General features: G+C 69.5%; 25 protein-coding genes. 10 read left to right on the top strand and 15 right to left on the bottom strand.

Going from position 1 to position 22,777, the window contains the following annotated elements; all coding sequences use genetic code 11:
• The first annotated feature begins 345 nt into the window (after nt 1-345).
• Both ACFYT9_RS26665 and ACFYT9_RS26660 read left to right on the top strand, forming a co-directional pair.
• Nucleotides 346-1,170, top strand: coding sequence for a GAF domain-containing protein (locus ACFYT9_RS26665; RefSeq protein WP_389167997.1), 825 nt, complete (start codon nt 346-348; stop codon nt 1,168-1,170).
• A 1,217-nt stretch (nt 1,171-2,387) separates the two neighbouring features.
• Nucleotides 2,388-2,942: a hypothetical protein gene (locus ACFYT9_RS26660; protein ID WP_389167995.1), complete on the top strand. Its 555-nt coding sequence runs from the start codon at nt 2,388-2,390 to the stop codon at nt 2,940-2,942.
• A 116-nt stretch (nt 2,943-3,058) separates the two neighbouring features.
• Here the strand turns inward: ACFYT9_RS26660 and ACFYT9_RS26655 are convergent, their stop codons facing one another.
• The 9 genes from ACFYT9_RS26655 to ACFYT9_RS26615 all read right to left on the bottom strand — a co-directional run bounded on the left by ACFYT9_RS26655 (nt 3,059) and on the right by ACFYT9_RS26615 (nt 12,314).
• Nucleotides 3,059-4,369 carry a hypothetical protein gene (locus ACFYT9_RS26655; protein WP_389167992.1) on the bottom strand — a complete coding sequence of 437 codons (1,311 nt, stop codon included), beginning with the start codon at nt 4,367-4,369 and terminating at the stop codon, nt 3,059-3,061.
• A 44-nt stretch (nt 4,370-4,413) separates the two neighbouring features.
• Nucleotides 4,414-5,457: a serine hydrolase domain-containing protein gene (locus ACFYT9_RS26650; protein ID WP_389167989.1), complete on the bottom strand. Its 1,044-nt coding sequence runs from the start codon at nt 5,455-5,457 to the stop codon at nt 4,414-4,416.
• A 107-nt stretch (nt 5,458-5,564) separates the two neighbouring features.
• Nucleotides 5,565-6,686: a glycosyltransferase family 4 protein gene (locus tag ACFYT9_RS26645; RefSeq protein WP_389167987.1), complete on the bottom strand. Its 1,122-nt coding sequence runs from the start codon at nt 6,684-6,686 to the stop codon at nt 5,565-5,567.
• Nucleotides 6,683-7,219 carry a deoxycytidine triphosphate deaminase gene (locus ACFYT9_RS26640; protein WP_389167984.1) on the bottom strand — a complete coding sequence of 179 codons (537 nt, stop codon included), beginning with the start codon at nt 7,217-7,219 and terminating at the stop codon, nt 6,683-6,685. The genes ACFYT9_RS26645 and ACFYT9_RS26640 overlap by 4 nt, the downstream gene beginning before the upstream one ends.
• Complete coding sequence (dcd, locus tag ACFYT9_RS26635; RefSeq protein WP_389167982.1) at nt 7,216-7,755, bottom strand: dCTP deaminase; 540 nt, start codon at nt 7,753-7,755, stop codon at nt 7,216-7,218. Before dcd ends, ACFYT9_RS26640 begins: the two co-directional genes overlap by 4 nt.
• Nucleotides 7,752-8,972: a metallophosphoesterase gene (locus ACFYT9_RS26630; RefSeq protein WP_389167980.1), complete on the bottom strand. Its 1,221-nt coding sequence runs from the start codon at nt 8,970-8,972 to the stop codon at nt 7,752-7,754. The genes dcd and ACFYT9_RS26630 overlap by 4 nt, the downstream gene beginning before the upstream one ends.
• On the bottom strand, nt 8,972-10,285 hold the full coding sequence (locus tag ACFYT9_RS26625) for a UDP-N-acetylglucosamine 1-carboxyvinyltransferase (protein ID WP_389167979.1): 1,314 nt from the start codon (nt 10,283-10,285) through the stop codon (nt 8,972-8,974). The genes ACFYT9_RS26630 and ACFYT9_RS26625 overlap by 1 nt, the downstream gene beginning before the upstream one ends.
• 297 nt (nt 10,286-10,582) lie before the next feature.
• Nucleotides 10,583-11,029: a hypothetical protein gene (locus ACFYT9_RS26620; protein WP_389167976.1), complete on the bottom strand. Its 447-nt coding sequence runs from the start codon at nt 11,027-11,029 to the stop codon at nt 10,583-10,585.
• A gap of 55 nt (nt 11,030-11,084) precedes the next feature.
• Nucleotides 11,085-12,314, bottom strand: coding sequence for a helix-turn-helix domain-containing protein (locus ACFYT9_RS26615; RefSeq protein ID WP_389167974.1), 1,230 nt, complete (start codon nt 12,312-12,314; stop codon nt 11,085-11,087).
• Nucleotides 12,315-12,454: 140 nt separating this feature from the next.
• On the opposite strand from ACFYT9_RS26615, the gene ACFYT9_RS26610 reads away from it, so the two are divergent.
• The 3 genes from ACFYT9_RS26610 (at nt 12,455) to ACFYT9_RS26600 (ending at nt 13,626) form a co-directional block, all read left to right on the top strand.
• Nucleotides 12,455-12,643: a hypothetical protein gene (locus ACFYT9_RS26610; protein WP_389167971.1), complete on the top strand. Its 189-nt coding sequence runs from the start codon at nt 12,455-12,457 to the stop codon at nt 12,641-12,643.
• A 119-nt stretch (nt 12,644-12,762) separates the two neighbouring features.
• Entirely contained in the window at nt 12,763-13,443 is a 681-nt protein-coding gene (locus ACFYT9_RS26605; protein ID WP_389167968.1) for an HNH endonuclease family protein, read from the top strand.
• A gap of 3 nt (nt 13,444-13,446) precedes the next feature.
• A complete protein-coding gene (locus tag ACFYT9_RS26600; protein WP_389167965.1) occupies nt 13,447-13,626 on the top strand; it encodes a hypothetical protein in 180 nt (59 codons plus the stop codon).
• 124 nt (nt 13,627-13,750) lie between these two features.
• Here the strand turns inward: ACFYT9_RS26600 and ACFYT9_RS26595 are convergent, their stop codons facing one another.
• Together ACFYT9_RS26595 and ACFYT9_RS26590 are read right to left on the bottom strand one after the other, a co-directional pair.
• Nucleotides 13,751-14,341, bottom strand: coding sequence for a hypothetical protein (locus ACFYT9_RS26595; protein WP_389167963.1), 591 nt, complete (start codon nt 14,339-14,341; stop codon nt 13,751-13,753).
• Between the two features lie 409 nt (nt 14,342-14,750).
• Nucleotides 14,751-15,152 carry a hypothetical protein gene (locus ACFYT9_RS26590; protein WP_389167960.1) on the bottom strand — a complete coding sequence of 134 codons (402 nt, stop codon included), beginning with the start codon at nt 15,150-15,152 and terminating at the stop codon, nt 14,751-14,753.
• 428 nt (nt 15,153-15,580) lie between these two features.
• Here ACFYT9_RS26590 and ACFYT9_RS26585 point away from each other — a divergent pair, with 428 nt between their 5' ends.
• Nucleotides 15,581-15,706, top strand: coding sequence for a hypothetical protein (locus tag ACFYT9_RS26585; RefSeq protein ID WP_389167958.1), 126 nt, complete (start codon nt 15,581-15,583; stop codon nt 15,704-15,706).
• A gap of 285 nt (nt 15,707-15,991) precedes the next feature.
• Nucleotides 15,992-16,498 carry a hypothetical protein gene (locus ACFYT9_RS26580; protein WP_389167957.1) on the top strand — a complete coding sequence of 169 codons (507 nt, stop codon included), beginning with the start codon at nt 15,992-15,994 and terminating at the stop codon, nt 16,496-16,498.
• Between the two features lie 64 nt (nt 16,499-16,562).
• Here the strand turns inward: ACFYT9_RS26580 and ACFYT9_RS26575 are convergent, their stop codons facing one another.
• The gene (locus tag ACFYT9_RS26575; protein WP_389167954.1) at nt 16,563-16,787 is read right to left on the bottom strand and encodes a hypothetical protein; all 225 of its coding nucleotides are present in this window, start codon (nt 16,785-16,787) and stop codon (nt 16,563-16,565) included.
• A 609-nt stretch (nt 16,788-17,396) separates the two neighbouring features.
• Between ACFYT9_RS26575 and ACFYT9_RS26570 the strand changes: the two genes are divergently transcribed.
• A complete protein-coding gene (locus ACFYT9_RS26570; protein WP_389167952.1) occupies nt 17,397-17,978 on the top strand; it encodes an SDR family NAD(P)-dependent oxidoreductase in 582 nt (193 codons plus the stop codon).
• On the opposite strand, the gene ACFYT9_RS26565 is transcribed toward ACFYT9_RS26570, so the two are convergent.
• Nucleotides 17,923-18,126 (bottom strand): hypothetical protein, encoded by a 204-nt coding sequence (locus ACFYT9_RS26565; protein ID WP_389167949.1) that lies wholly within the window; start codon nt 18,124-18,126, stop codon nt 17,923-17,925. The genes ACFYT9_RS26570 and ACFYT9_RS26565 overlap by 56 nt on opposite strands.
• A 292-nt stretch (nt 18,127-18,418) precedes the next feature.
• On the opposite strand from ACFYT9_RS26565, the gene ACFYT9_RS26560 reads away from it, so the two are divergent.
• Both ACFYT9_RS26560 and ACFYT9_RS26555 read left to right on the top strand, forming a co-directional pair.
• Nucleotides 18,419-18,958 (top strand): hypothetical protein, encoded by a 540-nt coding sequence (locus ACFYT9_RS26560; protein ID WP_389167947.1) that lies wholly within the window; start codon nt 18,419-18,421, stop codon nt 18,956-18,958.
• Between the two features lie 415 nt (nt 18,959-19,373).
• Nucleotides 19,374-20,057, top strand: coding sequence for a hypothetical protein (locus ACFYT9_RS26555; protein ID WP_389167944.1), 684 nt, complete (start codon nt 19,374-19,376; stop codon nt 20,055-20,057).
• 156 nt (nt 20,058-20,213) lie between these two features.
• On the opposite strand, the gene ACFYT9_RS26550 is transcribed toward ACFYT9_RS26555, so the two are convergent.
• Nucleotides 20,214-20,591: a hypothetical protein gene (locus tag ACFYT9_RS26550; protein ID WP_389167941.1), complete on the bottom strand. Its 378-nt coding sequence runs from the start codon at nt 20,589-20,591 to the stop codon at nt 20,214-20,216.
• 957 nt (nt 20,592-21,548) lie between these two features.
• Nucleotides 21,549-22,253: a DUF6907 domain-containing protein gene (locus ACFYT9_RS26545; RefSeq protein ID WP_389167938.1), complete on the bottom strand. Its 705-nt coding sequence runs from the start codon at nt 22,251-22,253 to the stop codon at nt 21,549-21,551.
• Nucleotides 22,254-22,777: the final 524 nt, after the last annotated feature.

Raw genomic sequence — 22,777 nt, 5'->3', positions numbered from 1 at the left:
GCTCGCCCCAATCAAAGGTTCCACAGCGCCCCCACGTCTTCAGATCGAAGACTGGCAATGAAATCTGCGACGGATTCCCAGGCGTCACCCCTGGCGTTCGCTCCACTGGGAAAGCCGCAGCGATCCAGGAGAACCAGGCCTCCGCGCCGGTGCTGCCGCGTGTACTCCCCGCCGGAAACGGTTTCGGCCTCACGCGCGCGCGTGAGACGTGAGGCCAGGAACGATCAGTAGGGTACATCCGGTTCATCGGGCGGATGAGGTGATGCGAGCCTGGTGTGCAAGGGGGCTATGGGACGATAACGGGTCCAGGCAGGGCAGCCGTGCGGGGTACGGGAGGAACGGCACGTGGGGTGGGCGTACTGGCGCAAGGTCATTGCCTTCTTCTCCATATCCGCACTTGCCGGTGCGGGTCTGGTGGCAGTGGGTACCTATGGGGAGGGCTTCGGTAAGAACGACGACAAGAGCGCGATCTACATCGTCGGCATGTCGTTGGCAGTCGTGGCTGTGCTGGGGACCTTCGTGGAGAACCACTTGGCCGAGCGTTCCCGGGTCCTGGCCCGGGAACGGGCGATCAGGGCCGAGACCGAACTGGACTTGCTCCGCGCCAAGGTGCTGCCCGTGATCGCACGGATCCTGAGGACGCAGGTTTCCCGGCAGAGCGTGCTGAACCCTGCACCAGCCGGCGCGGCGCCGGATGCGGTGCTGGCCGCGGAGTTCGCCTCCCTCGTGAAGGAGGTCCTGGAGGCTTCAGTGAATCTGACCGTGCCCCCAGCCACGCCGGCGTCTCCGGCGCAGGCCCGGAGCGCCTACTACGAGCTGGACTCCGCAGGGGACTTTGCGCTCATCGGCTTCTACCCTCCGAACGCCGCACCCCCGCGCGCGCTGATTCCCGGTGCCAGCACGGGGGGTACCCATATCAAGACAGAGATTCTGGATGTGGGAAAGGTGTGGGTGGTGGACGGGAGTGCAAACAGGATCAGTCACCTGCGACCGACCTCCTCCAACAACTACACAGCAGTCATCGCCGCTCCGGTCGCCGACGGCACCAGACATTTCGGCCTGCTGTCGGTGGATGCCCCCGAACTGGAGCAATTCGTGGACGAGCATGAGCAGTTGATCGAGGCACTAGCGGCTCTGCTGGCCGCTGGCCGGGTCCCCATCACTCCCTGAGGCATCGGCGGGCACCCGGCTGCCCAGCCGAATACGAGGAGACAACGCGCATGAGATGGAGAAGGCCCTCACCATCGGACAGCAGAGCACACGACAGCGGCCGTCATGCTGAATCCCGCTACGAGGAGACCTCTTCCGTGCCTGAAGTCCTGTGGGCGAGGGACGCCCAGCGCCAAGAAGCACGGGCAAGGGCTGCGAACCGGGTCGATGCCGACTTGGCCCGCACACAAGATGAGGCACTGCCACGTCTGGCCGTCACTACGCTGGCTACTGGCGCGTTCGCCCTGGTCAGCTTCACACTGGCACGAATGGCGGACGGCTGGTGGTGGACCGCCCCGTTCGCAGCGGCCCTCGCCACCGGCGCCGCAGCAGCGAGGTACACGCGCAAGACCGTGCACCGCACGAACAACCGGGGCTCGCGACCTGCACACCGCCAACGCGGACGTGAGCAGCTGTAGAAGATCCACATCAAGCAGGCGCAGCCGGCCGCCCTCCGCTCGGACAACCAGCCTTACGTCATCTGGCGGCGAGTACCGCCCCTGCTTCGCGTCCTTGAGGAGCGCCAGGAACACGGCTTTCCGGATCCTGCGGGTGTCGCCGCCGTCCAGGATGCATACGACCCGTCGCCCGAAAAGGGCGCCGAGCACGGGGCCGGGGAAGACAGACGCGCGCGGCGGAGGGTGACGAGGATGGATCCCATAACGGTGGGGCTGCTGGCGGCGCTGGCCGGCGGAGCCGGCGGCGAGAGGGGCGGCAGGCATGGGCGGGACTGGGCGCTTTGGTCAGGCACCCGTTCAGGCGTGCTGACAGCGGGAACTCCCCAGACCCGGTTGCCGGCTCCGGCGTTCCGGAACTGGAACTGCTGACACAGGACCCCGCCGACCCGGGACGAGCCCAGGAACCGAGCACCGCGCTAGCAGCCAGGGCGGCCCTGGACCCCGAATTCAGCGCCGACCTCGAGACATGGCACCGGCAAGTGCAATCGGCGCGTGCCGGAGATGGAGGCGTCAACAACCACATCAGCGGAGGCTCTCTGTACGGGCCTGTGCTGCAGGCCCGGGACTTCCCCGACGTCGCTCGTCCCGCTTTGGCAAACGCCTGGGGCGTTCTCTGCGGGCTGGGAGACTGCGTGGCTGCGGGCCGCGGGGAGCCACCGCAGCCCGGACTCGGGATAGGCTCCCGGGTCTGGGCAGCTCTGCTACGAGAGGGGCGGCAAGATGGCCGATCAGATCGGGCGCCTCACCGAGGTCGAAGAGCAATTGCTGGCCTATCTTCGCCAGGCAGCCGACGCCATCGATCCGTCGGCCCGGTCGATCAGGGAGCGCTGGACCTACACCAGCCAGTACGACCTGCTGCTGCGTGAAGGTAGGTTTTTCAGCCCGGCCCCGCTCCCTGACGGCGTTGAGTCCTTGCACCCCGGCTTCTGCTTCACCAACAGCAGCCAGCTCGCCGACGAACACCCTGAGTTGCAGCTGACGTACTGCGAGGGATTCGGTGCCGCGCCGGTCGGCGCCAGCCAGTTTCTGCACACCCCGCACGCTTGGACTGCTACTCCCGAGGGCTTGGCTCTCGACGCCACCTGGCCCCTTGAGCCGGGCACTGCCTACCTTGGTCTCCCGTTCGCCAACCCGAGCATGTGGCCTCACCCCTTGTTCGGCAGGAGCCTCCTTCAAGAGCCGCCCTTCTTTCTCGAGACGCTTCGGTCCGGCCTCCCCCGCGGAGTGCTCGCTGACCTCGGACGTCCTGTTCCGCGCCAGGCAAGCGCCCTCTGAGTGCGCTCTCGCGGGTGATTTGACCGCTGAGTCCAGCGTTCGACGCACGTTCTTCGTCCCCCTGGGTAGCAGCGACTCGGGCCTGGCACTGCAACGGTGTTAGTCGTGACTGGTGGTCAGGTTATGGGAGTGTGTGGCCGCGTCGTTTGTAGTGGCTGCCAGCCGGCCCCGGTCGACCACGTCCTGCACTGGTCGAACTGGCAACGCCGACGACAACACCAAGCCCGCAGGGTCCGCAGGGTGCGGGCCAGCCACTGGCGCTGGTCGACTCCTTCAGCGAAGACGAAGTGGCCGGCGTCCGTGACGGCGTCCGCGAGGTCCAGGACCTGGTCCCAGAGCTGGAAGGCACGCTGCTGCAGGGGCAGGGGACCGGCGACGTCCTCGCGGGGCAGGAAGTGGGCGATGTCGCCCAGGAGCGTCGAGACGGCGGCCGGGCCGCCGCTGCCGGTGATCAGCTCGGTGAGGAAGCCAGGCCCGAAGGTGTCGGGGGAGCGCAGCAGGGTGGCGGCGAAGCGGTCGAACACCTCCTTGGGGGCGCCGGTGCGCAGGTAGTCCATGGTCTGGCCGGGGTCGAGGTCGCCGAGCACGGCGTGCTCGGCGTCGCCGAGGTGGCGCAGCCAGGTGTGGATCGGGGCGGCCGGCGCGGTGATGTCGAGCAGGGCGGCCCGGTGGGTGGTGTACCAGGTCAGGGCGTGGCGGCTCAGCGGGGTGAGGGCCGTGCCGATGGAGGCCAGGGCGCGGCCGTCTCGCCCGTCGGTGACGAGGCCGGTCAGCAGAGTGTCGGCTTCGGCGGGCAGGCGGCCGGTGTCGGGCGCGCGGGGCACGGCCCACTGGAGGAATGCGGTCAGGGCGAGGCCGCCGGAGATGGCCGCCGCGGCGATGGAGGGGGCGTCGCGCACAGAGACGGGTTCGGTCCAGGCCCGGACGGTGGCCGCCAGCCAGGTGACGGCGGCGCTCTCGTCCACGCCGAGATCGGCGCCGAGTACCCAAGCATTGCGCAGTAGGTGCAGCAGCGTGTAGCGGGCGCGTTCGTCAATGGCGGGGCCGGCGCTTCCGTCACCCGCGTCGAGCCGGGCCTTCAGCACCCAGGCGGCGGTGCATGCCGTGGTGCAGGCGGCGGTGAGAGGCCGTTTGTCGGCGTCGGTGAACCCGGCGGCCTGCCAGACGGTGTACAGGCTTTGCAGGTAGACCGTGCACAGGTCGAACGTGCCGAGCGCCCCAGTGACGGCTTCGACATCGGCCGCCCAGGCAGCGCGGTCTGCGAAGACGGCGTCCTCCAGCATCTTCAGGTCGACGCGCTCGAAGCAGTGCCCCTGCGAGGGGGCGCCAGCCGCGAGCTCGGCGGTACCCGCGAGAACACCGTGCTCCTTGCACCGGGCGACGAAGTCGGTCGCGGTGCTCTCGCCACGGTCGGGGTACGGCTGCACCCTGATCAACGGCTCGGTGAGGGGCGGAGGCGGCGCCAGGTGCGTCAGGTGAACGCCAGCTCTCGGAAGGCGTTGCGGACGTCGGTGAGAGGCTGGCGGTCGCGGGTGTAGTAGAGCTTGTTGGTCAGCAGCACCGCCCACCTGTCCTGGGTGGGGGAGATCCACATGCCGGTGCCGGTGAAGCCGTAGTGGACCCAGACGTCCTGATCGTCGGTGGTGCCGGGGGCCGGGTGCCAGAACAGGCCGCGTTCGGGTTGGAGGCCGCCGGTCTGCACGGTGAGGGAGTGGGCGCTCCACTCGGATCCGAAGCCGGCCGGGGCGGGGGCTGTGGTGGGGGCGAGCATGTAGCGCAGGAAGACGGCCAGGTCGTCGAGGACGGTGAAGGTGCCGGCGATGCCGCACACCCCGCCGAGGAGCCGGGCGGAGAAGTCGTGGGCGGTGCCCTTGAGGTGGGTGCCGGTGTCCTGGTCGAGCTCGGTGGGAGCGCAGCGGGACGCGATGCCGGCGGGCAGCGGGCCGAAGCGGGTCGAGTCCATGCCCAGCGGGCGCCAGGTCCTCGTCTCGCAGAGCTGGTCGAGGGGCCGGCCGGAGAGGTGTTCGGCGAGGTAGCCGAGGATGAGGGCGGCTCGGTCGGTGTACTCGACGGCTTCGCCGGGCGGCCGGTTGAGGGCCTCGTGCAGGACTCCGCGGCGAATGGCAGCGGGGTCGGTGCCGTAGAGGCTCTTCAGCTGGGCCCGGAGGGGGAGACCGGCGGTGTGGGTCAGGAGCTGCCGGGCGGTCACGGTGCCGAGGGGGTGGCCGGTGACCTCGTCCCAGAAGGTGCCGAGCGGGGCGTCGAGGTCGAGGACGCCGTCCTCCCACAGGGCTCCGATGGAAGCCCAGACGGCGAGGATCTTGGTGAGGCTGGCGGCGTCGAAGACGGTGTCCGGCCGCATCCTCACGTTCGGCTCGTCGGGGTCGAGGACGCCGGTGGTGCCCGTCGCCCGTACGCCGGCGGAGTCGCCGACAGCCCACACCGCGCCCGGGTAGACCTTGTCGCGGACGCCTTCGCTCAGCAGGTGCTCGATGCGCTCGGTGCGGTACGGCATGGTCTCCCTCTTCGTGTGGGCACCCCAGCGGCCAGCGTAGTGACGTGGGCCGGTCGGGCCGAGCAACGGCGTGCCGGGGGTCGCGGAGGGCTCGGCCCGGGTGGTCCTCAGGTGAGCTGGCTGCCTAGGCCGGCCAGTTCTCGGGCGGTCTGCGACAGGGGATACCGGGCGGCGTTGGCGTACCCGGCCTGCCTGAAGACCGGGAGGAGACCGGGTTCCGTTCGCAGGCGGTCCAGATTCCGGGTGAGCGCCGAGGGGCGGGTGAAGTCGGTCGCCATACCGGTGCGGGCGAGGGCTTCGCTGAGGCCGGGGACGGGCTGGTAGAGGACGGGGAGGCCGCAGGCTTGGGCTTCCAGGGCGACCAGGCCCATGGCCTCCAGGGTCGTGGAGGGCATGACGAGCACGTCGTGGTCGGCGAACGTCTTCCACAGCTGAGGGCGGCTGAGCCAGCCGAGATAGCGGGCCCTCACCCCGGCCCGTTGCAGCCGGGGGGCCAACGCGCGGAACTGGGCTGTGGGTGCGGCGATCGAGAGTTCGACGCCTTGGAGCGGGGCCACGCTTCGGAGCAGGGCCTCGACGCCCTTCTCCGCGGTCAGGCGGCCCGCGTAGAGCAGGCGGAGGTGGCTCTTGGACGTGCGGGTGGTACGGAGGGGCGGGTGGGTGAGGAGGCGGTCGGGGATGCCCCAGGGGATGTGGGTGATCTTGCGGCGGTCGGTCTGCGGGGCGAGCTTGAGGAGGTGGTCTGCCATGGTGCCGGTGGGGACGACGATGGCGTCGGCGGCCCGGGCGGTCGCCCGCAGGACCTGGAGCTGGTCGCGGTGGGCTTCGGCGAAGAGCAGGTCAGTGCCGTGGACCAGGGCGATGCGGGGGTGCGCGGGCAGGGCCCTCATCAGGGCGGGAGTCGCCCCGAAGGTGAGGTGGTGCAGGTGAAGGACGTCGATCCCGGAGTGAGCGAGCGCGGCCGTCAGGGCTCTGCGCAGCTGAGCGACGTACCGGCTGAAGGCCGGTCCCTCCAGGCACTTGCCGGCCACGCTGAGCAGGTCGAGGCCGGCTGGAGTCCTGGGGCGGGGCCCGGTCGGGGTGAGCATGAAGGCCCTTGCGGGGATGAGGGGTTTCTCGCCGGTGTAGAGGTCGAGGAAGAGTTCGACGCTGCCGCCGGGACTGTCGGCGGGCAGGTCCAGGAACGTGGCCGTCAGCGGCCCCGGGGCGGGACGGGCGAGGGAGTTCATCGGCTGCCTCCGGCGATCTCCTCGTAGAGGCGGGAGATGTCGATTCCCTCGGTGGTGGCGTACTTCGCCAGCTGCCGCTGATAGCTGGCCGGTGTGCCCTGGGTGGTCAGGAAGACCAGCTTGCCGAACGTCATGCCCCGATAGACGCGGACAGGCCGGGCGGCCCGGATCTCCAAGGTCCAGCGGATCGCATGCCCCTGGTGCCCGAGCGGGGCGGAGACGTGGACCCAGATGCCCAGGGCGCCGATGGTCCGGTCGCCGTTGAGCATCTGCGCGTACGCCTCAGAGCCGGTGCGCTCGTGGGTAACGCCGAGGTAGAGCACTCCGGGCTGGAGGACCAGACCGGTGCTGGGGATCGTCTGCTCGGTGTAGGGGGTGGGGGCGGCGGCGTCGAGGTCGCCGGCGCAGACGCGGAGGGTGGCGCCGAGGCTCCAGTCGTAGGCGTTCGGGGAGACGCGGGCGGGGTCGTACGGGTCGATGGTGATCTCGCCGGCGTGGACGGCTGCTCTGATCGCGGGGCCGGTGAGGATCACGAGGTGACCGCCCCGATGCGGGCGAGGTCCCGCCAGTAGCGGGAGGGCTGGGGGCCGTCGGCGGCCTGGTACTTGCCCGCATACAGGTCGATGACTCCGGTGGAGACGAAGAACATGATCTGTCCGATCTTCATGCCCGCGTACACGCGCAGGGGCCGGATCGGGGAGAGCATCAGGGTCCACTGGCCGTGGAAGCCGATGTCGCCGATGGGGGCGGTGATCTCGACGAACAGGCCGAGCCGGCCGACGGAGGAACGGCCGAAGAGCAGCGGGACGAAGGTGTCGGAGCCGACCTGTTCGAGGGTGTGGCCGAGGTAGAGCTCGCTGGGCTGGAGGACGTACCCGTCCTCGCCGATCTCGACCGTCGCGGTCGGGTTGGGCTGGTGGGCGTCGATGACGGCGGTCGTGTAGGTCAGCAGGGTGGGGCCGAGGCGGACGTTGTAGCTGTTGGGGTTGACCTGCCCGGGTTCGAACGGGCTGATCGTCAGGCGGCCGTCATGAGCGGCGGCGGTGATCTCGGGGCCGGTGAGGATCATCGTGCGCCTTCCTGGTCGGGCAGCGGGATGGCGAGGGCGCGGCGGACGACCTCACCGAGCCGGAGGCCGGCCTGGCGGGTATGCCCGCCGAGGTAGGTGTCGGCGAGATAGCCGGTCGTCAGTACGGACCGGATGTCCGGTGGCAGAGGCCACGGGGAGATGGCCAGCGGGCCGGTTTGCTTGGTCAGGTGCGAGAGCAGTCCGGCCGGGGTTCGCGTGTGTCGGTCCGCGAGGACGGTGTGAACGAGCTGGTTGCCGAACGGCTCGATGGCCAGCAGGTTTCCGAGCGTCAGAACGTCGCTGAGGTAGGCGGGCCGTAGGGCGGTGTCGTTCAGGACGACAGCATCGGCGCCGAGGCCAGTGCGAAGGCGGGATGCGACGTCCTGGAGAAGCCGGTGACGGTCGAGGACGGCGCCGCGGTAGGGATCCTTGACGGTACCGAGGGGAGTGCCGAGTGTTCGGCAGATGGAGTCGATCTTCTTGCCCAGGGCGGCGAGCTCGTCCGGGACCATCGCGGGGGCGGGGAAGACGGCGGTACGGGCGGCCCAGCCGGAGCCGACGGGTTCGGCTGCGGCGTATCCGTCGGCCAGCTCACGGCCCTTGACCACGAGGGTGTCGCCGACGTGCACGGGGCCATAGGTGTCGCTGTGGCAGTGGCCGGCGAAAACGACGTCCACGAACGGGCAGGCTTCGGCGAGCTTGAGATCCTCGTCGAAGCCGGAGTGGGACAGCACGATCCAGGAGTCCACGTAATGGTGGTGCGCCAGCATCAGCTCACGCAGCGCTGCCACGGGGTCGGTGACACGATGTCCTACCCGCTGATTGAGGGGGACAGTCAGGAACACGCTGACGCCGATGACTGCGGTGACGGCGACCCGGCGGCCGTGCATCTCTACGACACGGAGGCGGTCGAAGAGCGGCCGCCCGGTGGAATCGATGGCGTTGGCGCAGACCGTCATCTCGCGCAGACCGGGCTCAAAGTAGTGGGGCCAGCCGTGGTTGCCGGGCGCCAGCACGTCGTACAGCGACGTGAGGATCTCCCGCTCGATAGTGCCCTGGCCCAGCTGGTAGTAGCCGGTGCCCTCGAAGAAGTCGCCACAGTCGGCGATGAGCGAGGTCGCCTTGAGCTGGTGCAGGTGCGGCAGGAGCCTGCTGGCCTGGTCGAGAGCGGAGTGCAGGTCGGTGGTGGCCACGATCTGGCCATACGTCCTGCTCATCACGGCACGTCGGTGAGGTCGGCACCGAGGGCACGGAGCTTGGCGGGCAGGTCGGCGTGACCGCGACGCAGCTGATCGAGCCCACTGACAATAGTGGCGCCCCGGGCACCGAGGCCGGCGATCAGAAGAGCGGAGCCGGTGCGGATGTCGGTGGCCTTCACGGTGGTGCCGTTCAGGCGCTGTGGTCCGTCCAAGCGGCACTGCGTGGGAGAGAGTTCCTCGATCACCGCTCCGAGCCGGGCGAGCTGGGAGAGGAGGTTTCCATGGCGGCCAGGGTTGATGCCGTCCGCGAACAGATGGGTGCCCGGCAGAGTAAGGGCCAGGGCCACCAACGCGGGCTCGAAGTCGGCGTCCAAGCCGTCCGGGGCCAAGGAAGCAACCGCCTGCAGCGGCCGTCCGCTCACGGTGCGGGCCCGGTAGACGGTGATCGCGTCGGGGGCGAGGGAGACCGGGATACCGGCCCAGTCCAGCAGGCCGGCCAGCACCTTGAGATCCGCTCCAGCCACGCCTTCGATGCACCCTTCACCACCAGTGGCAGCGATCGCGCAGGCCAGGGTTCCCGCCTCGATCTTGTCGCCGGGAACCGTCCAGGCGACGGTCCCGGCCGGGACGCCCGGCGGCGGGGCCAGCGTGATCGTGCCGCTGTCGGCCTGGGCCGTCCACCCGGCGGACTGTAAGGAGGCGAGCACGCCCGTGGTCTCCGGGGACAGGTTGGGGTTCCCCAGTTCCAGACAGCAGCCGGCCACGACCGCCCGGCAGATCGCGGCGATGCTCGCTCCCCGCGAGCGGAACGGCAGCGCCAGGACGACCTTGTCGCGGGCCCGGTCGGCGGCAAGGATCCGGTATCCGGTGTCATCGAGCAGGACGATGTCACCGAATGCCTCGTAGACGGTGAAGTGCAGCTCCATCCCGCGGTCACCGATCTGACAGCCACCCGGCCAGGGAAGGGCCGCCTGCCCGTAGGCGGCCAGCAGTGGAGCCACCAGGTAGTAGGAGGCCCTGATCTGCCCGGCGTCGGTCAGATCGGGCGCGGCGGCCAGGTGCTCCTTGGGCACCACGATCACGGCTCCCGGTTCGGCGACCGGGCGGGCGACGCGGTAGCCGCATTGTTCCAGTAGGCCGAGCATCCTCTGGACGTCGGCGCTGGCCGGGATGCCGGACAGGCGGACTCCGCGGCCCAGGGACGCGGCGGCGGCTAACAGCGGCAGAGCCGCGTTCTTCGAGCCGTCCACCCGGACCGTCCCGGCGAGCGGACGGCCGGGGCGGACGGTGACGGCGTCGACGCCTCTAGTACGGGCGGGGACAAGATCCATCAGAACCTCCTGATCGCAGGTGGTCGGGGTGGTGTGGCTGCAAGAGGCGGTACGACCGAGCCGCTGCTCACCACGCGCTTCGCTGTTCAGCGGTCGGTGGTGAGGGCGCCGAGATACTGTCCGGTGTGACCACGACCGCTTGGTGGACCGTGACATCGAGGAGCTGACCGGCGTGGGTACGCAGCGTCCAGATCGGTCCGGCCAGGCTGGCGAAGGCGAGGAACGCCAGGGCGATCCGGCCGCTGTGGTCCGCCCGTACGAAGGACGTGGAGCGAGGAGTACGGTGTCGGGCCCCGCTCACGAGGTTTCGCCGAGGGCGTTCTCGTGTGCGGCGAGGAGGCGGCTGGTCTGCGCGTACAGCCGTTCCAGCTCGGCCGAGGTGAGGACGAGGGCTCCCTCGCGAGACGAGCCGTCCTCGAAGTAGATCTCGACGGGCACCGAACCTTGGCGGGCGCGCGGGTCGTAGACCGCGTCGCGGCCGGGCAGCAGCGTGGCGTGGGTGGCCTGCGCCGGCACCGGGCGCAGTGTCGTGCCGTCCGCCGGCGCGGACCAGGCGGGCCCGCCGCCGGGCGGCCGCAAGTGGAAGGTGGTGGCGGAGCCCTCACCGGGAAGGTTGACCACGACGCCAACCCGGCCCTCGCGGGCGGAGTCGGCGGCGAGGTCGCCGAGCTGAGGGAAGAAGGGAGCCGCTGTTCCTAACTCGGCTCCTTGCGAGGGGAGATGGGCAGAACGTCGTCCGGTCATGCCCCGAAGCTAGGAACCGCCGCCACCCCAAATATGAGCCGGAGGAATACGGCCCCTATCCGTCCAGGTGAAAGCGGTCGGACATGCGCCGCAACTTCTCCCGCGTGGCTGCCCGTTCGGCGTAGACGATGCTACGGAGCGTGGAGCGGGCGATGGGGTGGTTGCGTACCAGCTGGGGGGCGATCCGCTCGGCGGTCTCCAACTCGCCGAGGGCCTTGTCCCGGTTGCCATCCCACAGCCACGCCCGCGCGATGTCCATGTGATGGTGCCCCTGACGCGAGTTGGGAAGAGCGCCCACCAGCTCGGGGCTGGTGCGGCGGTTGATCTCCAGAGCCTTGCCCTGCTCGCCCATCTCCAGGGCCACGCTGATCGCGTGGATCTGCACGTTCCCCGCGGAGAACGTCAACGAGTGCCGGTCGTACACCGGCACCCCGGTGTACGCGTCCATCCGCTCGGCGGCATCCTTCGCGTACCCGATCCGGTCCTCCGCCTCAGACGCCCGGCCGGCGCGGGCAGCCGAGACCGCCGCCCGCAGCTGGAGCGTTCCCCAGGCCCGTACAGCCAGCGGCTCACCGTCCTCGTACGCCTGCTGCACCGAGCCGAGGGCCTTGTCCGAGAGCGTGAGCGCGTCCGACCAGTCGGCCGTGGCCCACATGTCCCAGACCCGCATCCAGTCCGCGACCGCGGGCAGCACCGGGTCCCCGGAAAGGCGGGCCGACCACGCGGCCCGCTCGCAGGCCATCGCGACCAGTTCGGGGTGGCCGAGGGAGTGGGCGGCCGTGTGGGCGAACTTGCAGCACACCGCGTAGATCGCGTACGCCTCCTCCCGCTCGTGCCCCTCCGACACCTCGGCCAGAGCCCGCGCCTCACGGAACAGGTCCGGCAGGACCCGCAGGATCGCCACGTTCGAGGCGGCGTCGCGCAGCCGATGCAGGCGGGTCACCTCACCCCACAGCTGCGAGGCCGGCCTCGGCGTCCCGTCGAAGACCGGGGAGAGGTCGTAGCGGCGCAGCTCCCGCAGGATCGAAGAGGCGGCCACCTGCCACTGGTTGTCGCCGGGGGAGCTGCTGTACGGGCGCCCGATCAGGTCGTTCGGGTGGACGTGCAGCTCCGCAGCCACTTGGTTGAGCAGTCCGACCCGGTCCAGCTCGATCAGGCCTCGCTCCATCTTCGACACCCAGCCCTGCGACTTCCCCAGGGCCGTCGCGAGATCCGCCTGTGGCATCCCGAGGCGCAGCCTCGCCCTGCGGACGCGTCGGCCGATCTCCTCGGCTTCCTCCAGCATCAGGACACCTCCCAAACCGTCGGACCACCGGGCTGATCACCGGGGTGTCCGTACGGTGTTCGTCAGCAGCACGGTACCCAGGAGACTGCATGAGTGGGGGCAGTTATGGTTCCGACCGAACGCCGTTGGGGCCCCGGATCGTGAACATCGACAGCGTCAATGTCTGCCCCGGCTGGCTGAGCCTCGTCACCTACAGCACCACGAAGGCCGGACTGCTGGGTCTGCCCCGCTCTCTCGCCCGGGAACTGCGACAACGACGGGCACCGACTCTCCCAGTCGGCCACTCCCCGGTGTTCAAGGGTTTCGGCATCGGGTTCGACGACGCCTGACGGGCGTCAACCTGCGGTGTTGTCGGATCGTTTCGGCGGTGAATCCGCCACCCGGATGACGGACCAGCCCGGTGCGTTCTCGCACGTTGAGGGCTCCCGGTCGGGCAGGCTCTGGGTTCGTGATCATGAACCTTGCGCGCCGCAGTGCCGCGCTCCTCCTTGCCCTCGCTCCTCTCGCCGTCGCCGCCCCGGCCTCGGCCGCTCAGTCCGCGCCGGCGGCTGCGGCGGTTCTGCCGCTCGCGGACGCTGTCGACCGGCTCCCGGTCGCGGTCGAGGAACGCACCGGCTACGACCGCGACTCCTTCAGGCACTGGAACAAGGGGCTCGACCCCGCCGACGGCTGCCACACCCGTAACGAGGTACTTCTCGCTGAGGCGGTCGAGGCCCCGCAGGTCGGCCCGCGCTGCAAGATCACCGGAGGGGCGTGGTTCAGCTACTACGACGGCCGCACCCTGACGGACACGGCCGATATCGACATCGACCACGTCGTGCCGCTCGCCGAGGCGTGGGACTCCGGTGCGAGCGCCTGGACCGCGCAGCGCCGGGAGGCGTACGCGAACGACCAGGACGCTTCGGTCTCGCTCGTCGCGGTCACCGACCGCGTCAACCAGGCGAAGGCCGACCGTGACCCGGCCGAGTGGATGCCGCCGCTGCCCGACGTCCACTGCCGGTACGTGGGGGAGTGGACCGCCACGAAGCTGCGCTGGGGGCTGTCCGTCGACCAGGCGGAGGCCGACGCGCTGGCGGTCTACGCGGAGGCGTGCGAGACGACCGTCGTGCACTACACGCCCGCTGGGTGAGGCATGGACGACTTCGCGTTCGATGACGGGCTGCTCCCCGGTCCGAGGGTTGCGCTGCTGACAGTCGAAGAGGCGCGCACGCTGATCGCGACGCTGTCGCATTTCGCGGACGACTCGCAGGAGGGGCGGGCGGCGAGCGGGCTGGCACACCTGCTGGCCATGAGGGTTCCCGCTGTGGAGTAGGGGGGCCTGGCCGGACGGGTCCGGATGTGCCCGGATCCGTCCGGCCGAAGGCGTGGGCTCCTGCCGGGCGCTCGGTGGTCCGCTCTGCTGTTCAGTCCGCGGGACGGCAGGAGGTATCGGGGTGTCAGGGGGTGACGTGGCCGATGACCTTGGCGACGACGTCGGTGATCAGGGGGCCGCATCCGCCGGGTGCGCGGCCGGCGAACTCCAGGGTGAAGTGGTCTTCGCCGGCGATGAACTGGAGGCTTCTGTTGATCGAGGCGAAGCGGGGGCCGATGGGGGTGTAGGAGTCGCCCACGGGGTCCGAGGTGGGCGGGGGGATCACCTGGGCGCTGTAGGACTGGTCGCCCATGTCCTTGGCGCATGCGGGGTCGGTGTTGCGGGCGTGCTTCCAGGTGACGCTGACCACGGAGCCCTCGTCCGCCTCGAAGTCCTGGGAGAGGGTTCCCGGTCCGATGTCGACCGCCTGGTAGGTGTACTGGGTGAGGGCGCGGCTGTAGAGCGTCACGCCGCCTCGCGGGGTGGAGGCGCCGACCTGCCAGGGGCCGATGTTCTCGCCGTCCTCGTACTCGACGTAGCCTCCGGCCGGGGCGTTGGGATCGGAGAAGGTGCCGTTCTTGATGAGGTTCGGGGCCGCTGCCGCAGGGGTGAGGGCGGCGGTGGTGGCCAGGACTGTGGCGCCCAGCAGGGCGCCGACGGATGTGCGCTTGTTCATGCGTTTCCTTCCGTTGGGAGATGGTTCCGCCGCTTCATGCAGGGACGGCGGTGGGGAGGGGATCCATCCACGCGGCCGGGAACTGCGGCTGGGCAGACACTCCTGGGCGCCTCGCATGTGGGCACCGCCGCAGGCGTGTGGGCAGCCATGCCGATGGCGTTGCCGCGCCTTCGGAAGTTGGATGTGCCGACCCGGGGGCCGGCTCGCGGAACGCGCCGGCCCCCATGCCTGGGCGGGCCCGGTGCAGAGCGTCCCGGCGGGGATTAAGGATGCAGCGACGGCGGCGCAAAGCGCGCCGGTGGGTCAGATCGGCGGGCTCACCGGCATGGTGGACGCCGTCGGGGATGCGGTTGCTGTGCGCCGGGAGGGGGACAGCGAGTGCCCTCGCCTCACGGTCGGCCTCCGCGCGTCAGCTGCCGATGTCGAACAGCGGGACGACCCGTCCGTGGTCCTCGGAGGGCAGGTACTCGTCGTTGCCGAGGTACTTGACCGAGTACCCGCCGATCTCGCCCATGAGGGAGGTGAAGATGCCGCTGATGCTTCCGCCCTCCATTTCGGCGATTCCCCTCGCGTCGGTCTGCGAGGTGCCGAGGAGCTCACCGTGCTTGCCGGCGTACCACTCGATGTCCTGCCAGGCCACAGGCTTTCCCTTGCACGTCAGACGGGCCCGGCCCTGCGCGGACAGCCCGCCCCCCAACTGGCCCTTCGTCGTCTCGGCCTTCAGGCTCGTCGGCTGAGGCGCCTGGGCCGGGGCGGGGGCCGGGGCCGGCTGCGACTTGGTGTCCTCGGGTGAAACCCTCTTCGGCGACATGGTCACTCCTTGTGATCAGTGGACCTGCCCCGTGCGGGCAGGTAAGGAGTTAATCGCCCGCACAGGCATGCATCACATCCACATCGGGAGCCTCACCACTACAATGTGTAATCGGGAGGCGAGAGTGCAGACCAGGCGTGCTCCGGAGCGCACACCCCGGCGCAAATGATCTCCACAGCCGCACGAGGCCGCGTCGGGAAGCCGGCAGCGAGCACGCGCTCCGCATCCCACCCGCGATGGGCAAGCGCGCGCCCCGGATCGTGCGCCCCGCCAGTCGGCGCAGGCGCGGACTGGCGAACAGCGGGCGGCACACCCGAGCGGCCAGGCGACCTCGATGCCGCCCGTCGCGGTCACCGCGCGCGATCCCACCGCCAGACCGGGACCCCGCCGAGTGGATGCCGCCGCTCCCGGACGCGCACTGTCGGTACGTGGGGGAGTGGACCGCGACGAAGCTGCGCTGGGGGCTGTCCGTCGACCAGGCGGAGGCCGACGCGCTGGCGGTGTACGCGGAGGCGTGCGAGACGACCGTCGTGCACTACACCCCCGCCCCGTAGCAACGGGCTCTCCATACGGGGCGGAACGCCCCCGTACCGCCGCTACTGTGGCGTTGGGCCCGCAGGTCACGACTGGTCAGTCCCCGTCCTGCGGGCCCTTCCCGGTCCCCGCACCTCCCCGAGTCACGAGCGGGTCCACCACCAGCAGTGGGACAAGGAGGGCATCGCGATGATCTGGGGCTACTTCGGCGAAGGTCTGGACCCGTGCACCAACCAGTACGAGATCGACGCCGATCTCGCCAAGGGGGACTACCCGTGCGGCACCCCCTGACACGAGCGCTCCGGGTGACCGCCGCCACCGCCGTCCCAGTGACGGCGGCACTCGTCCTGACGGGCTGCACGCTCGCGGGCCCGGCTCCCCGTCAGGTCGACTTCGGTTTCCGTCTGGACGCCACGGGCAATGTGGTGGTGGCGTATCCGCTGTGTGCCGCGCATGAGGTGGCCGGCGCCAGCGTCTATGTCGAGGCGACGGGCAGCGGAGCGGACGGCGACGGTTTCACCACTCTGTGGAGCGGGCGGGACCCTGCCACGGAGGAAGCGAAGCGCGGTGTGTTCGTGATCGGCACGGACGCCGATTTCCGAGAGCACGAGGCCGTGAAGTCCCCGTTGCCGGACGGCTACTACGTAGCAGTGACCGAACGCTCCGGGGGACAGGAGCAGGACGGCCAGGACCACTGGGTCACACCCTCCCGTCTGAAAGGGAGATCCCTGGGGCTGGACGAATACCTGACGGACAAGGGGAAAACCCTGACGCGGGACCAGATCAACGCCCAGGCGGTCTGCGCGAAGTGACGGCCCCACCGGGCGGCACCCGCCCGAGTAAGCCCGGGGGCGGTGGCCGGGGCGGCCTCAGTGGTCAGGCGGCGTCCCACTGGTGGGCGCGGCCTCCGCGCCACTCGATCCATGCCGGGTCGTCGAGGGCCGTCTCGGGGTCGGGGACGCCCGCGCGGTCGAGGAACACCAGCAGGTCGTGATCCGAGTAGGCGACGCCCAGGATCTCGTCCTGGCCGTGGTGGTGTGCGGTCACCCGCCGGCCTCCGGACGGCGAGGGCCGGTGAACGGTGATCGGCGTCGTGCTCATCCACCCAGCCTCTCCCACGGTGTGGTTCCGGGCGAGCTGCAGGCGGGGTCGGCTGCACGTGCAGGAGGGGAAGCGACGTGCAGCCGGGTCAGGGGTGCCGCAGGTCTGCCCTGCGCGGCTACCCCTGTCCAGGGTCCATACGCGTCCGCCCCGGCCGGGGCCGGGGCGGACGTGAGCGCACCGGATGCCGCTGGCGGGGTGCCACTCCCTGGCGGGCGCGGCGGCGGTGCCGTGGTCGGGGCACCAGGGCGTGGGGATGATGCCGCCGCAGGTCTGCCGGGCGCACGGGCAGTCGGCGCCCGGGGCGGCGTGGGAAGGGCGTGGCGGACGATTCCGCCGACCGCGGTGGGGGCGGCGTGGCCGCGCAGACGGTTTGGCCAGGTGAGGGTGAGGCGCAGTCCGCCGGAGGCCCCGGCGAAGAAGACGACGGCCAAGCGGCGCAAGTCCGCGTGAGGCGAGCGGGATGAGAATTGCGGGAGTGCCCGCCTAGGACCAGAACCACCGGTCGGAGGACCCTCCACACCTGCTCGGCGTCCCCCCCGCCCCCCTTCTCGGCTCACCAGGGGCGCAGGTCTGAGTGGCAGCGACGGTTGTGGGCAGCCGCCGAGTATGAACCTGGAGTCGGTGGTCGATACCGTTCTGGACCGGTCGATCGTGCTCGGCTACGGCAGGCCCGGTCTGTATGTACGGCGCCGGATGCCGGGCTGGCCGGCGGACGGTGGCCGGATGGACGGCAAGGTCGTGGTCGTGACGGGGGCCGCGTCCGGCATCGGGCAGGCGGCGGCGGTCGGATTCGTACGACTCGGTGCTCAGGTCCATGCCCTGGCCCGCAATCATGAACGTGCCGAGGACGTCGTTCGCCTGATCCGGCAACGCGTGCCTTCGGCCGCGGAACGCGTACACCCCGGGGTGTGCGATGTGAGCAGCCTCGCTTCGCTGCGCGGCTTCGCCCGCGGGTTCCGTGAGCGCCACGAATCCCTTCACGTCCTGGTCAACAATGCCGGGGTCATGCCCGACACCCGCGAGCGCAGTCCCGACGGCGTGGAGCTCACCTTCGCCACCCACGTCCTGGCCCCCTGGGTGCTCATCGACGAGCTGACCGATCCGCTGGCCCGTGCCGCGTCGTCCCGCGTCATCACCGGCGTCCGTGAGCCGGTTGAGCTGCTCGGTCGGCGCCGGCCTCCGCGATAAGCAGCGCCGGCAGCAGTGGAGCGAGCGTCCACTCGCCGCCCTCGGAGTACTCCTCGTAGACGCGGATGACGGAGTCGGAGAGCACTGCGTCGAGGTCGTCCATGGTCAGCCGCAGGAGGATGGCGTCGGCCTGGGGGAGCGCGAGCACACCCCGCTCATCGGACTCCTCTCGGACTCCTCGCGGACCTCCATCAGGACGTCTTCCACGCTCCCCGGCGCTGTCGCCGTCCAAGAGACGGTGAACGCGATCCACCCCTCAATCCGCACCAGGACATCGCGCCGGTACCTACCGCACATCTTTCCCACTCGAAACTGCCTCCTGCTGAGGCATCGCAGCGACGATGACATGCGGAGAAGCACCTGCGAAGCACCGTCAAGGGGCGCAGGCAGCCAGCACCGCCCCGGAACGCCAGGACCGACCAGAATGAAGGAGCTCATACATGTACGACTGCGTGGAATGCGGTCAGCCCCGGCATGGCGGGCTGTTCTTCGGCGCCGGTATCGGAGACGCACAATGGCGTTGCCTACGCTGCCAGAGCCCCAGTCACAGGAACCTGATCACCGACCTGGACAATCGGGCACGGGACATCCTCAGGCGCGACACCGACGGGGTGCACTGGCCCTACGGGCCGAACATCTACGTGCAGATGCGCGCTGACCTACTGGACTGGGCTGACCAGCACAAGCTCCGCAGCGGTGACACACGCTGCTCCTCCGGACTTCACTGGCTGGACAAAGGCCGCTGCGCCAAACGGGACTGTCACAGCAAACCGGACTTCTACGACCACACGACGATGTGGCTTTCGCGGAACACCGGCCGGCCGGCTCTGGTCTTCACCCAGCCCTACCGCTCCGTCGACCCTGCCGAGATCGACCAGGCCATCAGCGACCACCCCTATCTCACAGCGGAGATCAGCCCGGAGAGCTGGTACGGCGGAGGCACCACCGGCGTCTACATCTGGAACGACAACAACCGCTGAGTGGCCTCCTGTGTCCGTCTCTCGTCTCAGCAGACCCGTAGGAGACGGACTGCCACCTGCGCCGGTACTTCCACCACGCGAGATGCGTCCCACGATCGACAAACCCGCCTAATCGAAGGACTTGGCGCGCCCCTGCGTCTTGATATCGAAACCAGAGAGGAAAAATATCCATTGAAATAAAGCCAACGGATGCTGTTGAAGACACTGAGAGAGGCCATGGAAGCATCCCTTGACCAGACGTGTGCCAGCGCCGCTATGAGGTAAGCGCCCATCAAGCGGTCACTGTCGACGGCTCCGCCTACCTGCGGACTGGTCCAGGCCGTGCAAAGTCGCGGGCCGGACCACGCGACAGCAGGGCGCCGAACGCGCGGGACGTACGGACCCCGCTGTCAGACGCTGTCGGTAGCGTCAACGCATGGACCACCTCAGAGCCCTCAGCACCGACGGCTGGACAGTCATCGTCGCCGTCGTCGCCGCCCTCATCGCCGTATGGCAGGCGTCTATCGCCCGTGGCACCGCCAAGAGGCAACTGAAGCTCTCTGAACGCATTCACCGGGAACAGAACGAACCGTACGTCATCGTGGACATCCAGCCGGATCCCCTGCACGGGGCCCTGCTGCTCGTCATCGAGAACACCGGCCCCACTGTCGCGCGTGATGTCCGCATCTCCTGCGACCCGCCCCTGGAGTCCGGATGGGCCCCCAGACAGGGAGAACCAGACCTGACCCAGGTCATGCAGGAGGTTCTCGGCCGGCGCATCCCCATCCTGCCGCCGCATCGCCGGCTCACCTTCCTCTTCGACAACAACGATCGATTCCAGAACGACCTCCTGCCCCGCGTCTACACCTTCACGGTCGACGCGAACGGCCCGGAAGGCAAAGTCGAGACGGCGCAGTACATCGTCGACCTGGATGCAGTGAAGTGGATCCTCATCGAGGCCCGGCCCACCAAGCACCTCGAAGACAAGCTGGTCAAGATCGAAAAGGCGATCCGCGGACCAGGTCACACGGCCCGGCGAAGTCCCCTTCCCGGAGGATCCCCGCTTCCAGACGGAGTCCCGGTACAGGTCCAGCAGCCGACGCCCGCCAGCCAAGAGTGATCCGGTCTCAGGCTCGGGCCGTCAGCCCCCGTACCCCATGCATCGACAGACCAGCCGATACAGAGATGGCGCCGCACGACCAGGACGCCACTGCAGAGAAGCAGGGCAACCGCACAGGCAGCAGACACCGCGAGGTGCCGCGGCCGCTGCGCCGTATCAGGCAGCCAGAAGTCTGCCGGGCCGGCCGAAGACGTTCGCGAACGGCATGGACTGGCCGGCGGGGACGAGGAGGTAGGGCGTGCCGGAGCCGGCAGTGGTCCTTGGGCCTTCCTGCCCGTAGCTGAGGGTGTCGTAGGGGGTGAGGAGGTCGAGGTTGTCGAAGACGTAGTACAGGGGGAGCTGGGTCCAGGCGACGAGCTGAAGGTGGGCGGTGACGGCAGCCCGTTCGATCACGTGCCACCGGCTGGCCCGGCTGGTCATCCGGCTCTTGCAGTCGATCAGCACGACCTGCCGTCCCTGTGCGGCGATGAGGTCGGGCATCCAGCGCAGCGAGCTGCTGGTGTGGTGCAGGGCGAGCCGTACGGGCTCGCCCATGACTCCTTGCCCCCAGGGGCTGACGTGCCATCCGCTCCGGTTGAGTTCCTGGGCGACGCGTTGTTCGTGAGCGTCACCGATCGCCTTCCTTGTCTGAAAGCTCGGCATACGGGGGAGTGTGGCGCACCCCGGCCTGGATGAAACAACGACCGCTCCCAGGCCCCGTATGGTTCGGCCACACCCCTCCCACGTACGCGGACGTCCGTCCTTGTCCGTGAGTGTCCGACCACGTCCGCCGGTGTCCGACCAGGTTCGGCTGTCACCGGCTGGAACTTGGCCGGATCACCACCCCGCTGCAATCCGTCGGCACGAGCCCCGGGGTCAGCCCCCCCCGGCGGCGCTGGCGCCCCGACCGCAGCCGTGACAGCCGTCCTGTCCTCCAGGCCGTCCAGGCGCGCTGCCAGGACATCGGCGTCATCTGCCATCGGGCGCAGCCGCCTGGCGAACGCCCGAGTCTGATCAGCGTCCAGATCCGCCGAGAATCCCGGGCAGAAGAACGAGACGACAGGCCCGCACGACGGGCTGTCCCCCCAAAACAGCTGCGCCGTCACGACTCCGGCGCCATCAGCCGGTGCCCGGGCACAGTGCTCCTGACCGAAGAATCCAGCCCCCCAGTTCGCATCCCGCATCGGGTCCGAGCCGGCCTGCATGTCTGCCAGCCGCGCAGCCAGGGGCGCCAGCCCCTGGAGGAACGCGTGCACCTGTTCCTGAAGCCCAGCGATCTCACCGGGGTTCGTCAGTTCCAGGCACGAGCCGGCGATGTCCGCCCAGACCTCCCACGCCCGCGGGTACTTCTCCTCAGGATCCAGCTCCACCAGCTCGGCACCCGCCTGCACCCCACCGCGCTCATCGAGCGTCACCGCGAACCCGAACGCACTATGGGCAGCTCCCGGGAACTTCACGTGATCAACCACGCAGGCACCCTCCAGCCCCACACAGCCATCCCTACCTCACTGCTCACGCCCCCGCTCCCTTGTACACGCGCCGGGCCTCGGCAAGCCGCCCGCACAGACCGTCCAGCACGTCCAGGTGCGCCCGCAAGGTCTGAATCACGTCCGCGAGCTCGCCGGGGCCGAGGCACTCCATCCACTCGTCCATGAACACCTCCAGACTCACGTAGGGCACTCGGCGTGAGGCCTGACTGGAATGCGGTTCAACGCGGATTGAGCCCGACAGCACCCGCGAGTCGGCGGTTCCCTCCTTGGCATCCCAGACGGGAAGCTCAAGGGCCGCACCTGCACCGATGTCGTGGGAGATGTCCTCGAGCATGGTCCCCTCCCGCATGGCGCTGGTGTGGTCGCTCACGCACCCTTGCGGGCACCAGGTGAGGAAGGGCTCCTTGGAGTGCCGATCTCGCCGCAGCACGACGAGGGGCCGCTCCGCGGGGACACCAAGCTCCCGGGCGAAGAGAGCGGACACGATCCGCTCACGCTCAGCCGTGGCCAGCCCCGACGGAAGCGAAATCACCCACTGGCTGTCCCCGATGTGCAGCACCCGGCTCACCGAGCCGTCACCCAGGGCCGCTTCACGTGCCAGATGGACGCCCAGATCTCCCAGACGAGGCAAGAGAGGCAGGCCATCCTCGTAAGCGGCCCGACGAGCAGCAGAAAGATCCGCAAGACGGACAGCAGGAAGGGCCGATTCGGACAGCGCAACGCTCACAGCAATCCTCCAGACCAAAGAGAGCACACCCACCAACCGGCGAGCAGGTACAAGACTCAAGATGTCCGGCAGCACACACGAGTCCGCCAGGACGAGAAGAAGAGAAGCGACAGGGACTCTCCCGAGCAGCAAAGCAACCCGGCCTCATCAAGCGTGAGCCCACCACACCCCGCCACGCACAGAGCCGGCCCCAACACCATCCATTAGACGGAAGCCAGACACCACCACGTTTGAAACAACCAGGCCCACCACACCACCCACGCAACCCACCACTCCCCGCCAGGGGAGGAGGTGGCAGCCAATCAAATCACTGCCCAAAAAACCCACATGACATCAAGGCGCCGGCAGGCGCCCCCACAACCCACCCCTTCCCGCCAGGGAAGGGCAACACTCAACCCCCTCATGCCGCCAGGCATGACACCCCACCAACCTCCGGCCGCCAGGCCGGAGCTGACAGTTCCCCACGTTGGGCCGCCAGGCCCAACCCCCCCCCCCCCCCAAACCCCCCCCCCGGGGGCCCCCCC

Origin of the sequence: Streptomyces sp. NPDC004435 (genome assembly GCF_042873895.1) — a bacterium.
Lineage (GTDB): Bacteria > Actinomycetota > Actinomycetes > Streptomycetales > Streptomycetaceae > Streptomyces.
Note: the sequence above shows the minus strand (reverse complement) of the source record. Positions and strands in the feature narration are given on the sequence as shown.